The 17,401-nt window shown below is 30.7% G+C and carries 14 protein-coding genes and 1 tRNA gene; 4 read left to right on the plus strand and 11 right to left on the minus strand.

Going from position 1 to position 17,401, the window contains the following annotated elements; genetic code table 11:
* Positions 1-86 precede the first annotated feature (86 nt).
* The 3 genes from BT151_RS17330 to BT151_RS17335 all read left to right on the plus strand — a co-directional run bounded on the left by BT151_RS17330 (position 87) and on the right by BT151_RS17335 (position 3,870).
* Complete coding sequence (locus BT151_RS17330) at positions 87-1,040, plus strand: HNH endonuclease (protein ID WP_072403618.1); 954 nt, start codon at positions 87-89, stop codon at positions 1,038-1,040.
* A 154-nt stretch (positions 1,041-1,194) separates the two neighbouring features.
* On the plus strand, positions 1,195-1,545 hold the full coding sequence (locus BT151_RS18425; protein WP_084648013.1) for a PHP domain-containing protein: 351 nt from the start codon (positions 1,195-1,197) through the stop codon (positions 1,543-1,545).
* A 33-nt stretch (positions 1,546-1,578) separates the two neighbouring features.
* Positions 1,579-3,870 carry a TrlF family AAA-like ATPase gene (locus tag BT151_RS17335; RefSeq protein WP_394333412.1) on the plus strand — a complete coding sequence of 764 codons (2,292 nt, stop codon included), beginning with the start codon at positions 1,579-1,581 and terminating at the stop codon, positions 3,868-3,870.
* 353 nt (positions 3,871-4,223) lie between these two features.
* Here BT151_RS17335 and BT151_RS17340 read toward each other — a convergent pair whose 3' ends face one another.
* From BT151_RS17340 to BT151_RS17375, 8 genes are all read right to left on the minus strand, one after another.
* On the minus strand, positions 4,224-5,504 hold the full coding sequence (locus BT151_RS17340) for a tyrosine-type recombinase/integrase (protein WP_072403619.1): 1,281 nt from the start codon (positions 5,502-5,504) through the stop codon (positions 4,224-4,226).
* Positions 5,505-5,547: 43 nt separating this feature from the next.
* Positions 5,548-5,620: transfer RNA gene (locus tag BT151_RS17345), tRNA-Met, on the minus strand.
* Positions 5,621-5,744: 124 nt separating this feature from the next.
* The gene (locus BT151_RS17350) at positions 5,745-5,927 is read right to left on the minus strand and encodes a CPXCG motif-containing cysteine-rich protein (RefSeq protein ID WP_072403620.1); all 183 of its coding nucleotides are present in this window, start codon (positions 5,925-5,927) and stop codon (positions 5,745-5,747) included.
* A 72-nt stretch (positions 5,928-5,999) separates the two neighbouring features.
* On the minus strand, positions 6,000-6,824 hold the full coding sequence (locus BT151_RS17355) for a leucine-rich repeat domain-containing protein (RefSeq protein WP_072403621.1): 825 nt from the start codon (positions 6,822-6,824) through the stop codon (positions 6,000-6,002).
* A gap of 147 nt (positions 6,825-6,971) precedes the next feature.
* On the minus strand, positions 6,972-8,288 hold the full coding sequence (locus BT151_RS17360) for a TolC family protein (protein ID WP_072403622.1): 1,317 nt from the start codon (positions 8,286-8,288) through the stop codon (positions 6,972-6,974).
* Complete coding sequence (locus tag BT151_RS17365; protein WP_072403623.1) at positions 8,278-11,475, minus strand: efflux RND transporter permease subunit; 3,198 nt, start codon at positions 11,473-11,475, stop codon at positions 8,278-8,280. Before BT151_RS17365 ends, BT151_RS17360 begins: the two co-directional genes overlap by 11 nt.
* Positions 11,475-12,611 carry an efflux RND transporter periplasmic adaptor subunit gene (locus BT151_RS17370; RefSeq protein WP_072403624.1) on the minus strand — a complete coding sequence of 379 codons (1,137 nt, stop codon included), beginning with the start codon at positions 12,609-12,611 and terminating at the stop codon, positions 11,475-11,477. Before BT151_RS17370 ends, BT151_RS17365 begins: the two co-directional genes overlap by 1 nt.
* Positions 12,612-12,689: 78 nt before the next feature.
* Positions 12,690-14,600: an ABC-F family ATP-binding cassette domain-containing protein gene (locus tag BT151_RS17375; RefSeq protein WP_072403625.1), complete on the minus strand. Its 1,911-nt coding sequence runs from the start codon at positions 14,598-14,600 to the stop codon at positions 12,690-12,692.
* Positions 14,601-14,685: 85 nt separating this feature from the next.
* Here BT151_RS17375 and BT151_RS17380 point away from each other — a divergent pair, with 85 nt between their 5' ends.
* On the plus strand, positions 14,686-15,069 hold the full coding sequence (locus BT151_RS17380; protein ID WP_072403626.1) for a DUF983 domain-containing protein: 384 nt from the start codon (positions 14,686-14,688) through the stop codon (positions 15,067-15,069).
* Here BT151_RS17380 and BT151_RS17385 read toward each other — a convergent pair whose 3' ends face one another.
* The 3 genes from BT151_RS17385 to BT151_RS19010 form a co-directional block, all read right to left on the minus strand.
* Entirely contained in the window at positions 15,070-16,110 is a 1,041-nt protein-coding gene (locus tag BT151_RS17385; RefSeq protein ID WP_072403627.1) for an NAD(P)/FAD-dependent oxidoreductase, read from the minus strand. It lies immediately after the preceding gene.
* Positions 16,111-16,218: 108 nt separating this feature from the next.
* Positions 16,219-17,109 (minus strand): type IX secretion system ring subunit PorN/GldN, encoded by an 891-nt coding sequence (gene porN / locus BT151_RS17390; protein ID WP_072403628.1) that lies wholly within the window; start codon positions 17,107-17,109, stop codon positions 16,219-16,221.
* Positions 17,110-17,252: 143 nt separating this feature from the next.
* The coding region (locus BT151_RS19010) for a GldM family protein (RefSeq protein ID WP_171946657.1) at positions 17,253-17,401 on the minus strand (149 nt) is incomplete at its 5' end.

Consider the following 17,401-nt stretch of genomic DNA (forward strand, 5'->3'; position numbering starts at 1 on the left):
CGGATTTCTATTCGGTTTATATTTGCTAAATTAGGTGCTTAAAACACGCAACAAACCATATAAACACGTTGGCAACAATTTGAGAAATGGCATCATCCAAGAAAAAAAGAGAAACATTATTCAACCAATTCTCTGGTCAATTAAGTTCATTAGCTTTAGAAGGTTTGTTGGATTTTGAACTGAAATACGAGAGGACATTTATTTGTCCCGTTTGTATGAAACAATTTTCAGAAGATGCGCTTGACACCACAAAGGAAAATTTTCTGACTCTTGAGGACGCACCACCAAAATCCTTGGGAGGAACCGCAAACTCTTTGTCTTGTAAAAAATGCAATAACGAATTTGGACATCAAATTGACTATCATCTGACCGAGTATCTGAACGAAATAGATTTACATTCTTTTTTACCAAATACTGGTTCAAAAGCAACAGTCACTCATAAAGAAATTAAAGTTCAAGGAACAGTTAATGTTAATGAGAACGGAAAGATGACAATAACTCATTTAAAAAAGGTTAACAAACCTGGAACTTTAAAAGAATATGTATCTAAAACAGGAGATGGAGACATTACAAACATCCAATTCCCTGCAACAAGAGTAGAGTATAAAAAATTTGAAATCGCTCTTCTAAAATCAGCATATTTTATGGCATTCGAAAAATATGGCTACCCATTAATTTTAAGTAAAACCTTCGATGTGATAAGGGAACAATTAAACAATCCAGAAAAAGAAATTTACCCGATAGGGTTTTGGTCAAAACAATCTGTTTTTAAAACTATAAATTCAGGAGTTTACCAAATCATAACCAAAGGATTTGAAGGATTTCAGGCGATTTTCACTCTGAAAACAAAAGCATCTGAATCAGGTTATGGAGTTTATCTACCAGTTTCAGCAAAAACCTATAAGAATGTCATTGATAGTTTAAAAATACAAGAAGCTGGCTTTGCATTACAATATATGAATTATGCAGAATCGGACTTTTTTAATGACAAATCGAATCAGAAAATGTGTGTTGAATTTATGGCGAAAAAAGGAAAATAAAAACTGTTGCCAGCCGTGTATAATTAATTGCTTTGGCAAGTGCTTATTTGAAAAATTCCTTCGGAATTTTCTCTGGCAAGTTTTTGTTTACTAAATTAGTTGCTTAACCACGCAACTAACCAAGATACACAAACACGTAACCTACAAAAACTAAATGAGTCTATTAGAAATACAAACACTTGAAAATGGAGCTAAATTTTATAGAGCAGATTTGCATATTCACTCTTATGGCACTTATGCTTCGTATGACGTCACTGATACTCTAATGACTCCTGAAAAGATAATAGATGAGGCAATTAAAGAAAATATTTCAATAATAAGTATAACTGACCACAATGAAATTGGAAATATCCAAGCAGCATTAAATTATGCCGTTAATAAAAATATTTTAGTTATACCTGGAGTTGAGCTTTCTACAAGTCAAGGTCATTTTTTAATGTACTTTGAATCTTATGAAAATATAAGGTCATTTATTGGAGAATTAAATATTTCGGTAGATAAATAGCAATGTGATACAACCATTACTGGTGCTTTAGATATAGCTCGGAAATATAATGGATTTGGGATTGCAGCACATATTGACATTAAAGCGGGGTTTGAAGCTTATGCGGTTGGATATACTCCCTTTAAAGAGGCAATATTAAAACATGAATTACTTTATGGCTTTGAGATTTCAGATAAATCTGCAACAGATTGGTTTACTGAATTAGATAGTAATCCTGATAGAAAGAGATTATTTAGAGCTAGAAAAACACATTTGAAAGAAGACAACTCATATAATATTGCTAAAATTATGTCATCTGATGCTCATACTTTAAATGCATTGGGTAAAAACTTAAGTGGAACAAAAAAATTAACTCGATTGAAATTGGATTCATTAGATTTCAATTCCTTTAGGGTAGCATTTCTTGATGCAAATGCAAGAGTAAGAATTGAAGAAAATATTCCAACAGCTTTTCCTAAATTTTTAGGAATTGAGTTTGAAGGTGGAATCTTAAATAAAAATAAAATTAATTTTAGTGATAATTTCAACTGTCTAATTGGAGGTCGAGGTACTGGGAAATCAACTACGTTAGAATGTATAAGAGCAGTTTCAGGGAATGACACAAGAGGAGATATTATCGATAGTGAAGTTTGGCCAGATACTATTAAATTATATTATCAAGATGAGGCTGGACAAATTATTGAATTTCAAAAACAAAAATATAATAGTAATATAAACTTTACAGACCCAACTAATGGTATACAACAAATTACTATTGAAAGTTTTGGACAAGGGGAAACGGCAGCTACAATTCAAAAGTGTGGAAAAGACCCTGAGATTTTATTAAAATTCATTGATAATTTTATTGAAACTAGTCCATTTGAGGTAAAGGATGAGTCGATGCGCAATGAATTATTAACTAATCAATCATTAAAAGAAAGGTTAAAGCTGGAGATAGATAGAATTCCATCTTTGAAAAAAGCATTCATTAATGCCAAAGCTCAACTTGCAACATTAAAGGCAAATAAGGCAAAAGAAATTGTAGAACTTGAAGAAAGTATAGCCAATGAAAGGACTCTTAGAACTGACCTTTTGACAAATTTAGAAGCCCATATTCAAAATATTACTGATGGTTTAAATACAGAGCTACTTAAAGAATCAATCCATTCAATATCCGAATCTGATATAAAAGTTGGAAAAGAAGAATACAAAGTAGTTTCCGTTTTAATGGATGGATATATCGAATCTATTGGTAAACAATCTTCTCAAGTAGTCATAGACTCATCTTCTTTTAAAACAAAACTAAAAGAAGAAATTGAAAAATGGAAAATTAAAGAAGTCGATATCATAAAAAAAATAGATAAAAAAAGGACAGAATTGGAAACAAAAGGAGTTAAACTTGACATTTCTTTTATAAGAAAAGTGACTAAAGATGTTAGCGAGTATGAAGCTAAATTAAAAGCATTAAAACTTAAAGAAACTCAATTTAAAGAATTAATTAAACAAAGAAATAAACTTCTTCTTGATAGAAAATCTAATTTAGATGAGTTGTATAATGAAAGATATAAATTCATACATACTGTTAATCAAAATTTAAAAGGCTCGGTTGTTGATTATGAAGTAAATTTAAGTATAGAAAAACAAAACTTATCTCCAAATATTACAGAGATAATTAAGACCGTAATGGGTTATAGAACAGCTCAAGTCCCTAAAGCAGAATTTATAGTTGAAAAGGTTTCATACTTCAATTTAATTAAAGCAATTTATAAAACAGATATTAAAGTATTAACAGGATTGTTAAACTCAACAGGTCAACAAATGTTTCAAAATGATGAAGCAACAGACATTCTAACGCGTCTAAAGGAGATTAATATACTTGGGCAACTTGAAAGAGCTATAGTTAAGGATAAGCCTTTTATAAAAATAAAAAAAGTAATAATCGCTGATGACGATTCAAAACTAGTAGTTGAAAGAGATTTTTCAAAACTATCAATGGGTCAACAACAATCCATATTACTAACACTTTTGCTTTATTCAAAAAGGAATTGTCCATTAATTATTGACCAACCAGAGGATAATCTTGATAGTGAGTTTATTTATAAAACTTTAGTAAAAAATCTTAAAAGAATTAAAGAACATCGTCAAGTAATAATTGTAACTCACAATGCTAATATTGCCATGTTGGGAGATTCAGAATTACTAATTCCGTTAAAAAGTACAAATGAAAATACTTCTATTGTTGATAGAGGTTCAATTGACAAAAACAAAACAAATAAAATGGCTTGTAATATTTTAGAAGGAGGAGAAACAGCTTTTAAAAAACGACAATCTATTTATAATTTATAAAAGCACAATAGGTAACAAAGAACTGAGATGAAATTTCTATAAAGCCAATGCTTTAGTAAAACCCGTAGACATTTATCTTGTTTTGGTTCTAAATAATATTTAAAAAACCCCTAAGTAAAGTAATTTATTTTAAGTTCATTTATAGTACCGTCAACAAATCGGATAGCAGTTTGTTTTTAGAGCTTATAAATGCTTAACATGCAGCGTATTGAACATAGTGAGTGGATTCCTGCCAAGATGATATGAAAGATATCATTGTAATTCTAAAACCAATCAGATAAGTCTCTTTTAGAGCCAAATCATTATACTGTTTTCATTCAGCAGAAGACAAGTTATATATCTAACATTCACCTTTAAGTGTTAAGGTCTAAAAATCCACTATAATCCTCTGGAAGTTCGGCATCGATATCCCTCAAATATGCTTTTAATGCCTTTAAAGTACTGTGTCCAGTAATGAGCATTAATTTATCACAAGCTTGAGTATATGATAATTCTTTACGGAACTTCCTAAAAAGAAGGGTTATAAAAGTGTGCCTGAAGGAATATACAGTATATTCACTTCCTAATTCAAAGGTTTCTCCTTGCTCCAAAAGATACTTATTGTATTTCTCTTTTATTTTTTTGAACCGTTTGGAAAAATAATCCCTTTTATAAGATTCTTTTATTTCCCAAGATCCAATTCCATTAGGTGTGAACAAGAAATAATCAGGGGTTGAAAAGTCAAGTCCAATTAATTGGCTTAGTACAATGTCTGGAATGATTTTCGTTTTTTCTGGTTTGTTCTTTGCTCTAAAACGTAGTAGTTTTTGAGATAAGAAAATATCCTTGACTTGAAGTCTACAAACTTCGATAGGACGTAAAAAATTATACGAAACAAATTTTACAAACAATAATAATAAAGGATCGTTCTTTTTCATGAAAGCAAATAGGCCTTCCAATATGTCCAGCGAGTAAGTCTGATGGCTAACAGATTTTGTATTAAGTACATTTATACTATCCATGAAATTATCTGGTATGATATCATTATCCTTCAATAATCCAAAAAGAGAGCTAAGGACTATGCGTGTGTTGTTGCGATTTCGAGCACTACTTGTCGCAACAATTCCGTTAAGATATTCAATTACATTTTTTTTGTTTATGCTAAGGATACTTTTTTCAAGCAGGTTCTTTTTTTCAAGATATCCCTTAAATTGATTGTATCTACTGCGATAATCAGGTATGCTAGTCTCCGATAGGGTTTTGGTTTTTAGCGTGTATGCAAAGTCTAAGGCATCCTTAGCGGTATATTCCAAGGATTGAGCATCAAAATTTAGTTCATCCTTATGGGGTGAGTAACCGTCTTTTAACATAGCATGAAGGACATCCCTAATTAGACCAAAATGGAAAAGCCGCTCTTCTTTGGTCTTGAACCTTTGGTTGACCTTTAACGTAATGGGGGGTCTACGTTCCATTACTGGGTTACCATGCTTGTCCCTTTTTGTTAGATGTTGGTATGAATAATACACATACCACCGTTTGGAAAGATCAAAATTCTTTCCACCATGATAGATTCTAGGTTCTATAAATTTTTTTTCCACGCCGTGTTTGTATGCGGTACTGTATGCGGTCTGCAATATATCAAAAAAAGAACCCATTGGCAACAGTTTTAAATAACTGTTAATCAATGGGTTTACTTAGTAGCGGGAACTGGACTCGAACCAGTGACCTTCGGGTTATGAGCCCGACGAGCTACCTACTGCTCTATCCCGCGATTTATAACAAAAACAATTTACTTAGTTTCTAACTTTTGGCTCATAATACCAACCAGATTGTCTTGTTTTGGAATGCAAATATACAACCCTTTTTAATTCCTGCAAGCATAAAATTAGAAAATATTATTGTTCAATACTATTTGCTTGAAAATCTGTTAATTCCAAATTATTAAACTTTGTTGAAATCTGAATTGGGTTACAACAAACTTCACAATCCTCAATATAAGATTGGTTAGATACTGAGTTATCTAAAAGCATAGATATATTCTCCCAACAATAAGGGCAAGTAAAATAGTGTTCAAACATATACTATAAAGCTAAAAAAAATAGCCATCAAAATGACAGCTATTTATTAAATATTTATTAAAATTTATGTTCCTATTCTTTTTCAATATCCATTACAGCTGTAGAATTTTGCATATCTAAAAGCCCTAATATTGGTGGATTTTTCCCTGAAACACTAATATACTCTTCGTTTAGGTTATTATCACTAACCATTACAGTGTTTAAATTAGCTAAATTCATTAAGTCTATTGGTAAATCACCTGTAAATTGATTTGTTGATAACAATAGCTCTTCTAAGTTTTTTAATTGAGCAATTTCAGCTGGAATCTCTCCATCCATTTTATTGTCCATAAGACTTAGTTTTTGCAAATTTGTTAATGCATAAATCTCATTTGGTATATTACCTGTTATATAGTTGCTTCCTAATAAAAGTTCTTTAAGATTTATTAAGCCCATTAATGAACTTGGTATTTCACCTGAAAGTTTATTACTATATAATTTTAAGGATTCTAAGTTCTTTAATTCACCTAATTCTAGAGGAATATTGCCTTCAAAACGATTCATGAACAATTCTAGAGCAGCTAAGTTTTTAAGATTCTTTAAAGATGATGGAATTGCTCCTGTAAGTTTATTAAAACCTAAGTTTATCTTTTTTAAATAAATTAACCCGCCTATTTCTTGTGGCAAAACACCTTCAAGATTATTAAATTGAAGATTTAATTCAACAACTTTATTATTTTCAATTTTAACTCCATACCAAGAATCTACTGAAGCATTTAAATCCCAAGTTGAATTCCATTCTGAACCATTTGTAGAATTGTATAATGCAATTAAAGCATCTTTCTCTGCAGAGGAAATATTAGCAAATGAAAAAAAGCTTGTTAATATAAGTGCTATTGTTAGTTTTAAGTTCTTCATATCTCTAGTCTATTTGGGATTAACTCTTACAAAGATACTGGGAGACAGGATTAATTGCTATTTTATTCGATGAAATACTTTAAATTTTAACAAACACTATTAGACGAAATGCATCTTAATAAAAATTCTTCTTTAAAATCTTCTTAATTAAAAAATAATATTTAAAATTTCTCCGCTTAATTTAAACAACTGTAGTTCTGCTAATTTAGCTGAATATTTTGCTTGATTCCTAATTAACTCGGCATTTAAGAGATTTATTTGAGCTTGCCTAAACTCAATAGAATTTAATTGTCCTAACTTAAATTTCTCTTCTGTTCTATCAAAATTATTCTGTGAAGTTTTAATATTATCTTCCTGAAGTCTGTAAATACTTAATTTATTCTGATAATCGTCCCAAGCGTTATTAAAATCGCGCTCTAAAGTAACTAAAAACTCTTCCTTTTGAATATTTTGAACTTCTAAATTAATTTTTGCGTTTTTAACTCTGGTTATTGTATTTCCTCCATCAAACAAATTCCATCTTAAATTTAAACCTCCAGAAAGCCCTGTATTTGTTGATACAGCTAAAAATGACGCTGCATTATTATTACTTTTATTCCAACCATAACTTCCAGTTAAATCTACAGTTGGCAGGTAAGCCGATTTTTCAGATTTTACTATTAAATTATTAATTGCTATGCTTTTATCTATTTGTAGTAAAGAGTTATTATAAGATTTTGCTTTTTGAAAAAGTTCATTTTTATCAAATAATAAATTGAAGTTAATAGCTGTGTCTATATCAAAATCCTCAGATAAAGTATTGCCTAAAACAAGGTTTAAATCTCTTTTAAAATTCTTTAGCTGTTGTTTAGAATTCATTAAACTAATACTATCGTTGTTAATATCAACTTCTGCATTTAATATTCCTAATTTAGTAGATTGACCATAGTTAAATTGATATTTTGCACGAATGAGTCTATCCTTTGAAATAGTGAGTGTTTGGGTAATAGCGTTTGTGTTTTCCTCAAGCTCTGCTACATTGTAATACACTGTAAATAATTGCAAAATGGTATTTTCTATAGTTTCTCTAGCTTGTAATTCTGTTAATTGCTGTGTTTCTTTTAGCTCCTTATAATTGTAGGCTCTCCCTAAACCATCAAATAAGGAGTAATTTAAATCTACAGAAGCGTTATATCTAGAACTTTCTGCACCATTTAACTCGGTTACACTTCCATCTGAAAATTCGGCTTCTGTATTATCAATATTATAAGTAGCTCCAGCATTTCCTGTTACGGTTGGCAAATAACCAGAGTTTAAAATATTAGCATTATTTTTAGCAACTTGAACATCACTATTTGCTAATTTAATTCCGTAATTATTTTCTAAGGCTAAACTTACCGCTTTGTTTGGTGTAATTAATTCTTGCCCAAAAAGCGTTACTTGAGATAATAATAAAATGTTTAAAAAAATAAATTTAATGCTCATCTTCTTCTTTTTGCTCTTTAATAGCGCGTTCTACTTCCTCTTTAGTAACATTTTCACCCGTTACTAACCATTTCCCATTCTTTTTAATGCTATTACTAAACGACAAAAACAATGGTAAAACTAATAAGGTTAGAATAGTTGCATAAGCAATCCCAAATGAAATAGATATTGCCATAGGTTTTAAAAATTGTGCTTGTCTGCTTTTTTCTAGAAGTAATGGTGCTAAACCAGCTATAGTTGTTAATGATGTTAAGAAAATAGCTCTAAAACGCGATTTCCCAGCATCTGTTAAAGCCTCATCAAACAGCATACCTTCTTTTAAATTATTATTAAACTTGCCTATAAGAACCAAACCGTCGTTAACCATAATTCCTATTAGAGCAATAATTCCAAGAAGTGATAATATATTTACTGGAAAATCTAATAACCAGTGTCCCCAAGCTACAGCTGTTAAGCTAAAAGGAATTAATAAAATGAGTAGTAATGGTTGCGAATAACTTCTAAATGTAAAAGCAATTGTTATATATATAAGTAATAAAATAATTGGTCCTGCAACTTTTAATGAACCCATTAATTTATCTTTCTCTCTATTTTGCCCCTCATAAGAAGCTGTAATTGTTGGGTAATGTGATTGAAGATTTGGCACGAAATTGGTTTTTATGTCATCTAAAACATCTGTTGCACTAGTACTTGGGTTTTTTAAATCTGCATATACTTGTATTTCCCGTTTTCCTTCTAAATGATTTATTGCAACATCACCACGAACAATGTTATATTTAGCAATGTCTTTAAGGGTTACGCGTTCTCCTGTTGGTGTTACTATTCGCATTTCGTCTAGGTTATTTATAGAACTTCTGTTGTTTCTATCATAACGTACCCAAACTCTAATTTCGTCTTGCCCGCGCTGAAAACGTTGTGCCTGCGTGCCAAAAAAACCAGACCGTACTTGTGACATAACTGTTCTTAAATCCAAACCTAATAGGTAAGCACTTTCTTTAAGCTCTAACCTAATTTCCTTAATACCAGCAGGATCATTATCACCAATATCTTTTAATAATGGATTGGATTGTAAATACTTTTTAAGTTCTTCTTTTGAAGCTTTAAGCTCTTCTATATTATTACTTAATAATGACACCGATACGGGGCTTCCTCCAAAATTTCCACCAGAACCATAAATTAAACGCTCCGTTCCAATTACAGGACCTACTAATTCTTCTAAACGGTTAGTTACTAAAAATGATTGAATTTCATCTGGACGTTCTTCACCTGGCAATAAATTAATTCTTAATCTGGCACTAGAACTACTACTAAAATTCACAATAGTATTTTCAAAAAGTTGTTTATCTGTTCCTTTTAAATATTTCTCAGTTAACTCCTTATTTACAATGAATGATTTTTCTTCAATCATAGAAATTATAGAATCGGTAATTTTCACATTAGTTCCTGTTGGCATTACCAATTCAATATTAACAGTATCGCTGGCTACTCTTGGAAATAACGTTACCCCTATTATTCCTCCACCAAGAGATCCAAATGTTAAAATTAGTAACGCTAAAAATATGCCCAAAGACAACATTTTAAATTCTAAAACAAAGTTTAAAGCTGGAGAATATAATTTATCTCTTAAAAAAGACATAATCTTATCTCCTATTCTATTTAATCCTTTCATGAAGGAGAAAAATTGTTTTATTTTAGAGGGATTATTATCTGCTTTCTGAGCTCTTAATGCTTTTGAATGTGCTAAATGAGCAGGTAAAATAATAAGTGCTTCTAATAATGAAACAAGTAATGTAAGGATTACTATAACGGAAACTTCGCTAAAAAACTCACCAATCCCACTATCTAAAAAGAAGAATAATGAGAAAGCTAAAAGTGTTGTGATAATTGCTGAAACTACTGGTGGAATAACCTCCATTGTTCCATCAATTGCTGCTTGAATTGGCTTTTTACCTTTTTCGTAATGCTGATAAATATTTTCGGCTATTACAATACCATCATCAACCAAAATACCAATAACTATAATCATTCCAAAAAGTGATAATACATTTATGGTTACATCAAATTGAGCTGCAAAAATAAACATACCTAAAAATGAAATAGGAAGTCCAAAAGCCACCCACAAAGCTAAACGTGTATTTAAAAATATAGATAGAAAAATTAATACTAAAAGCACACCTTGCCATGCGTTTTTAAGGAGTAACCATGTACGCTGCATTAACGGGATAGATCTATCGCTAACCACGTCAATTTTCACATTATTATACTTTTGGTTATACCCTTCAATATATTCGTTAACCTTATTTGCTGAAGAAATTAAATCTTCATTATTGGTACTTGTTATTGAAATATTTACTGCTAATTCTTTATTAAAGTATGTGGCATTTGGAGTTTCTGAAAAACGATCTCTTATAATTGCTACATCTTTTAAACGCACCACTTTACCATCAGGTGACGCACGAACAACTATATTAGAAAGTTCCTTTCCATAATACTGCTTATTATTTGCTCTAATTAAATACTCTTCAGCTTCGGTTTTCACATTACCACCTGTAACCAAGATATTAGCATTACTAACCGCTTGTGCAACCTCATTAAATGTTAAATTATAGGCTAACAAATTGGTTTCGTTTACTGCTATTTCTATTTCTTCGTTTGGGAATCCTGAAATTTCTATTTGTGAAATTCCATCTATGGCTCTTAAATCTGTTTCTACTTGGCGTGCTAACTGTTTTAATGTTGCTAAGGGAATATCCTGTCCGCTTAATGCAAAAGAAATAGTTTCTCTTATTGCTTCTTGCTTTGAAACCACCAAAGGTTCCATTCCTGTTGGAAAAGACGGTACTCTATCAACAGCATTTTTTACTTCAAGCAGCATAAAATCTAAACTCTCACCTTTTTCAATTTCAACAGTTATTCTTCCGCTGTTCTCACTAGAAATTGATGTTACTCTATCTACACCTTTTAATCCTTTTAAATTATCTTCAATTTGAAGCACAATACCTTCTTCTATTTCAAGTGGTGCTGCACCAGGATAGGTTATAGATATATTTATAATTCTAGATTCTGTAAGTGGAAAAAATGATGATTTTAACGATAATGCACCAATAATACCGAAGATAAAAAACGCTATAATAAAAATATTTACAGCAACATGATACCTTATAAAATATTCAATTATTTTTCTCATTATTGAACAGAATCATTAGTGGTTGTATTTACTTCTACTGCTTTAACATGCATTCCTGCATAAGCACCAGGCACTGCTTTTTTAAGAATAATGGTTCCATTTGGAATATTTTTTAAAACCACTTTTGTGTCTGAAAAATAAATTGGCTTTACATTTATAACATCTAACAAACTGTCCTTAATTATAAAAACTTGTTCGTTATCTAACAGCAAATTACGATCTATTTCTATAGCATCTTGTTCTTCTTTTGCATTTAAGTTAGCCTCTAAGTACATGCCTTCTTTAAGCTTAGTGTCCTTAACTTCAATGTAAGCAGTAATGGTTTGTGTAGTAGCATCAATACTACCATTTACACGAGACACTTTACCTGTATAAGCCTCTGTTTTATCCAAATTAGTTAAAGTTACTGCTTCACCAACCTTCAATAGTGTTGCGTAAGATTTACTTAAAGCAACCTCCATTTCATAAACTGATGGATCTATAAATTCTCCTAGCTTTTGTCCGCTTCTAATCAAAGAACCTTCTGTAACTAAGGCTTCCGTTAAAATTCCTGAGAACGGTGCCACTATATTATATTTAGATAAGCGTTGTTCTAAATTTTTAACATTATAGTAACTTGAAATAATACCACGACCTGTAATGAAATAATTTTCCTTTTCTGAAGTCATTTCTGGAAGTTTAGGTGTTGTTTTACTTAAATCGAAACCATTAAGATAGGTTTGCCATTTTTGAAAAACTTCTGAAAAATCTAAACGTAAATCTGGCATAATAGCCGCTATTGCGTTATACAAATTACTTTTTGAAGATTGCACACTTGCATAATGCTCTGATGCATCAATACGTATTAAAGCCTCTCCTTTACTATACTTTTGACCCGGCTTAAATAGTTTATTTGATGGTTTAAAAATACCTTGAACTTCTGCATAAAGTTCAACTCTACGCTTAGCTACTAAGCTCCCATTTGCCTGAATTACAATTTTAATATTACTATTAAAAACCGTATCTGTATACACAGTTTTAACAACTTTTGCTTCAACAGGCTTAGGTTTATTCTTATTCGCAATTAATTGTTTAGCACCTAAATAAGAAGCCACGATTAATAAAACCCCAATTATCGCAAGTAAAATTTTTCGCATTAGTTAGTATATTAAACTTATTAGATTACAAATCTACTTTTAAGTTTAATTTAATTTTCTTAAAAAAAACTTAAAAAACTAATTATCTAATGCTTCTATTTCAAACTGAAGTGTTTCCCATTTTGTCATAAAACCTTGTAAGTCTGATTTCTTTTTTTGATAATTATCAAAGAAATTTGGCTTAGAAGTTACTTCTTCATAATTTATTTCCAACTGAGCATCAATAGCTTTAATATCGCGCTCTAATTGACTAATTTTAGACTCTACGTTACTTAGCTTGTTATTTAATGACTTTAATTTTTTTTGATCTTCGTAGGATTGCTGTTTTTTTTCTTTTGGTGTTTCCTTAACAACTGTTCGCTTTTCAACTTCACGTAAGTTTTCAACTTTTCGTTGATCTAAATAATAATCAATATCACCTAAATACTCTTTTAATTTATGATCTTTAAATTCATAAACTTTATTGGTTAATCCTTGAAGAAAATCACGATCATGCGATACTAAAATTAAAGTACCTTCAAATTTTTTCAAAGCCTCTTTCAACACATTTTTAGACTTAATATCTAAATGGTTTGTAGGCTCATCCATTATTAACACATTAAATGGCTGTAGCATTAATTTTGCTAATGCTAAACGGTTACGCTCACCTCCAGAAAGTACGCGTACATATTTATCTGCCTCATCACCACGAAATAAGAACGACCCTAAAATATCTCGCACTTTACTTCTATTGGTTTCATTTGCAGCATCAATCATGGTATCTAAAACGGTTTTATTTCCATCTAAATACTCTGCTTGATTTTGAGCAAAATATCCTATTTGAACATTATGTCCTAACTTTAAATGCCCATTATATTTTATATCGCCAACAATAATTTTTGCTAATGTAGATTTTCCTTGTCCGTTTTGCCCAACAAAAGCTGTTTTACTATCGCGCTCAATAAGCAAATCAATATTTTTTAAAACGTGGTTATCACCATAATTTTTTGAAATTTTCTCCGTTTCAACAACCACTTTTCCTGGTGTTATTGATACTGGAAAATTAAGCGTCATCACACTATTATCATCTGCATCAACCTCAATTCTATCAATTTTATCAAGCTTTTTCATAAGCGATTGTGCCATGGTCGCTTTTGATGCTTTAGCACGAAATTTTTCAATTAATTTCTCTGTTTGCTCAATTTGTTTTTGTTGATTTTTTTGAGAAGCTAATTGCTGTATTCTTAATTCTTCGCGTAAAACTAAATACTTTGTGTAAGGCTTCGGATAATCATAAATTCGCCCTAATGAAATCTCAATAGTTCTATTAGTTACATTATCTAAAAACATTTTATCGTGCGATACAATGGCAACTGCTCCTGCATAATTTTTTAAAAACCCTTCTAACCAAATAATAGATTCAATATCTAAATGGTTTGTTGGCTCATCCAATAATAAAATATCATTATTCTGAAGTAATAGTTTTGCTAACTCAATACGCATACGCCAACCTCCAGAAAAAGTATCTGTTAGTTTTCCAAAATCATGACGCTGAAAACCTAATCCTTGAAGAATTTTTTCTGTATCACCTTGATAATTATAACCTCCTAAAATTTCATATTGATGTTGAAGGTCATTAATATCAATCATTAATTGATGATAACCATCACTTTCATAATCCGTACGTTCTGCCAACTGTGTGTTAACAGCATCCATTTTAGCTTCTAAACCCTTAATTTCCGTAAAAGCTTCATAGGCTTCTTCAAGTACTGTTCTACCTAAAACAAAATCAATATCCTGTTTTAAAAACCCTATTTTAAGTTCTTTATCTGCTGCAATTTGCCCAGTATCGGGCTCCATTTCTTTAGATAAAATTTTAAGCATTGTAGATTTTCCTGCTCCGTTTTTACCTATAAGCCCTATTCGATCACCATTTCCTAATTTAAATGTAATGTCTTCAAAGAGGTATTCTCCTTGAAATGAAATGGATAAATTGTGAATGTTCATCATAGAAATGTAACTTTTATTACAGAACGTTTATTATTAAAATGTATTTTTACCCTGTAAATTGCGCTTGCAAAAATACACAAATATTATGTTTAAAAAAGGAACAAAATTATATAGTATTCTAACAGGAACTTGCCCAAAATGTCATGAGGAATCTATGTACACAAATAAAAACCCATATAATCTTTCTGAAGCGTTAAGTATGCACGAAAAATGCTCTAATTGTGGGACTAAATATAAGATTGAACCTTCATTCTTTTATGGCTCAATGTATGTTAGTTATGGTGTTGGAATTGGGTTTGCTGTTGCGGCTTTTATTATTTCGCATTTTGTTTTTGAAGCAGGAATTAATATCGTTTTTGCATCTATTATTGGAACATTAGTAGTTTTTATGCCCTTAATTTTAAGATTATCTAGAAATATTTGGATAAACCTGTTTATGCATTACGATAAAACATTGGCTAAGAAATAATTATTCAAAACGCTTAATATCAATCTCTTTTTCTAAAGGAATTCCTTTTTCAATAAAATTATAAAGCTGTCTAGCCACATAAGGCCCAATCATCACACCACGAGTTCCTAAACCATTTAAAACGTACATGTTTTCATATATAGAATGTTGGCCTACCAAAGGCCTTCTATCTTTAACTGTTGGTCTTACACCTGCTACTTGACTTACTACTTTAAAAGGGCTATTTATAAGCTTTTTAAGTTTGCTTAATAACTCTTCTTTTGCTTCATTAGTAACTTTGTTACTTAAATCTTTCCACTCATAAGTTGCTCCAATAATATATAAATCTTCTCCTAAAGGAATTAAAAAAACACCGGCTTTTAGAACATAGTCTATTTTTAAATCTGGTGCATGTATGGTTATTAATTCTCCTTTTGCTGGGTTTAATGGTAATTGCTTAAAAAAGGGGTTTTCTTTAATACCAAAACCTTCTGCAAATACTATGTTTTTTGCTACTATGTTATGATATTTAATATTAACAGTTTCTATTATTAATTCATCATAATCAAAAACACTTTCTATCAATAAATTATTCTTCAACAGGTCTGTTTTGTAAACTTCTAACATGGTTTTAACATCTACTCTGCCTGTTTTTAAAACTTCACCAAAACCAAAAGGAGCGTCTATAGCATCATTTTCATTTCTAATGATACTTGCTGAAAGGTGTTTTGAAAGTAATGGTTTATCTGATGCTGCAAACCAATCATTTTGTTCTTCAAGTGATGCAAATTTCCTGTAAACTGGAATTTTATAATCTAGCTTAACACCTAGTCGTCTTTCAATACTTGCGTAGAGTGGTAATGCGATTTCTAGCTGTTCTTCACTTTTCCAAACAGATGTAAATCTTTTTAAAACGACAGGATTGTACAAACCACCTGCAACTGTTGATGATTGCTGCGATGCATTATCAAATACCACAAAGCTTTTATTATTAGTTCTTAATTGCTCGCAGAAGCTAATACCAGCAATTCCTATACCTACAACTATATAATCTACTTCCATCATATTGCGAAGATAATTAGAAAAGAAGTTTCTATTTGGAAAGAAATAATAAAAAAAACGCCCACTAAAAAAGTGGGCGTTTTTAAATATTTTAATTAATTCTGAATTTTAATATGTCCACATATCAAGTTCAAAATCTCTAATTTTATCTTTAATCCTTTCAGATTCTAGCAATTGCATTAAAGCATTTTCAGAAACATACTCGTTTACAGCTCTATCTCCTTGTACATTTTCTTCTCTAAAAATATAACCATGAAAACGTCTTGCGTTTAAAACATGATCAAAAGAGAATGGCATAGAACTATTTTCATTATTGAATGATTTAGCTTCATGTAGAACCTCTCTAGCATCTGGGAAAAACACCCAAAATAAAGGTACTAGATCTGGATCCTCTTCATCTATAAAGTTAACATCTGGAGCAACTGGGGCAATACCAAGTAATCTGTATTTCATTTCAGCTTGACGCTTATCAAAATACCAAAGACCTTTAATGTGATACTCCTTAATATCTGCGGCGGTTATATCTCTTCTGTTAATGTACTCTGGAGACAATTGCTCACCAGCATTTAACTGCTCAATACCTAACTCAGTAGTATCAATCATAACTAAAGCTGCTTCAATATCCTTTAATGTACGTTTTGTTGTAAAATAAGAGTCATCATAAATGTTTTTTATGTCACCATCTTTAACGGCTTTCATAAGTACATCATATAATGATCTTCTATCGCTACCAATATTATTGGTATCAATAGGGTAGTATAACGGAAAGTTAGAGCGTTCATCTAGAACTACTTTTTCCCAAACCATCTTAGAAAACAAGATATCTCTATCGTCAACATAACCATATTCTAATGGTTTATCATTGTCGACTGCCTTTTGAGCTTCTGTTCTTACACCTATTTCTTCAGGGCTTTTAGCATTTAATATATTTGCTTGTGCGAACATACTTGATGCTGTAAAAACAGTTGCAACGGTTAATAACAAACTCTTTAAATTCATGTTTTTAATATTTATTGTTCTTCAATGGTCACATGTAACATTCATACTTACTATAAGCTAAACAATTAACTTTTTAGCCTATATGGATGTTTCATCTTATTCTTATTTTACGTTTTTATCTCTAAAACTAAATGTTAATAATTTTAGTTTGTTAGCTCAACAAAAACTGGAGATACTTTTTTAAGTATCACGCTCACACCACTAGCTTTAGCTTCAATTTCAAATATTTGAACATCTGATCCACGTTTTGCTTTGCTTAATGCACCTTTTGCTCTACTATCTAACTTATTTC

This window comes from Flaviramulus basaltis (assembly GCF_900114265.1).
In the GTDB taxonomy this organism is placed as follows: domain Bacteria; phylum Bacteroidota; class Bacteroidia; order Flavobacteriales; family Flavobacteriaceae; genus Flaviramulus; species Flaviramulus basaltis.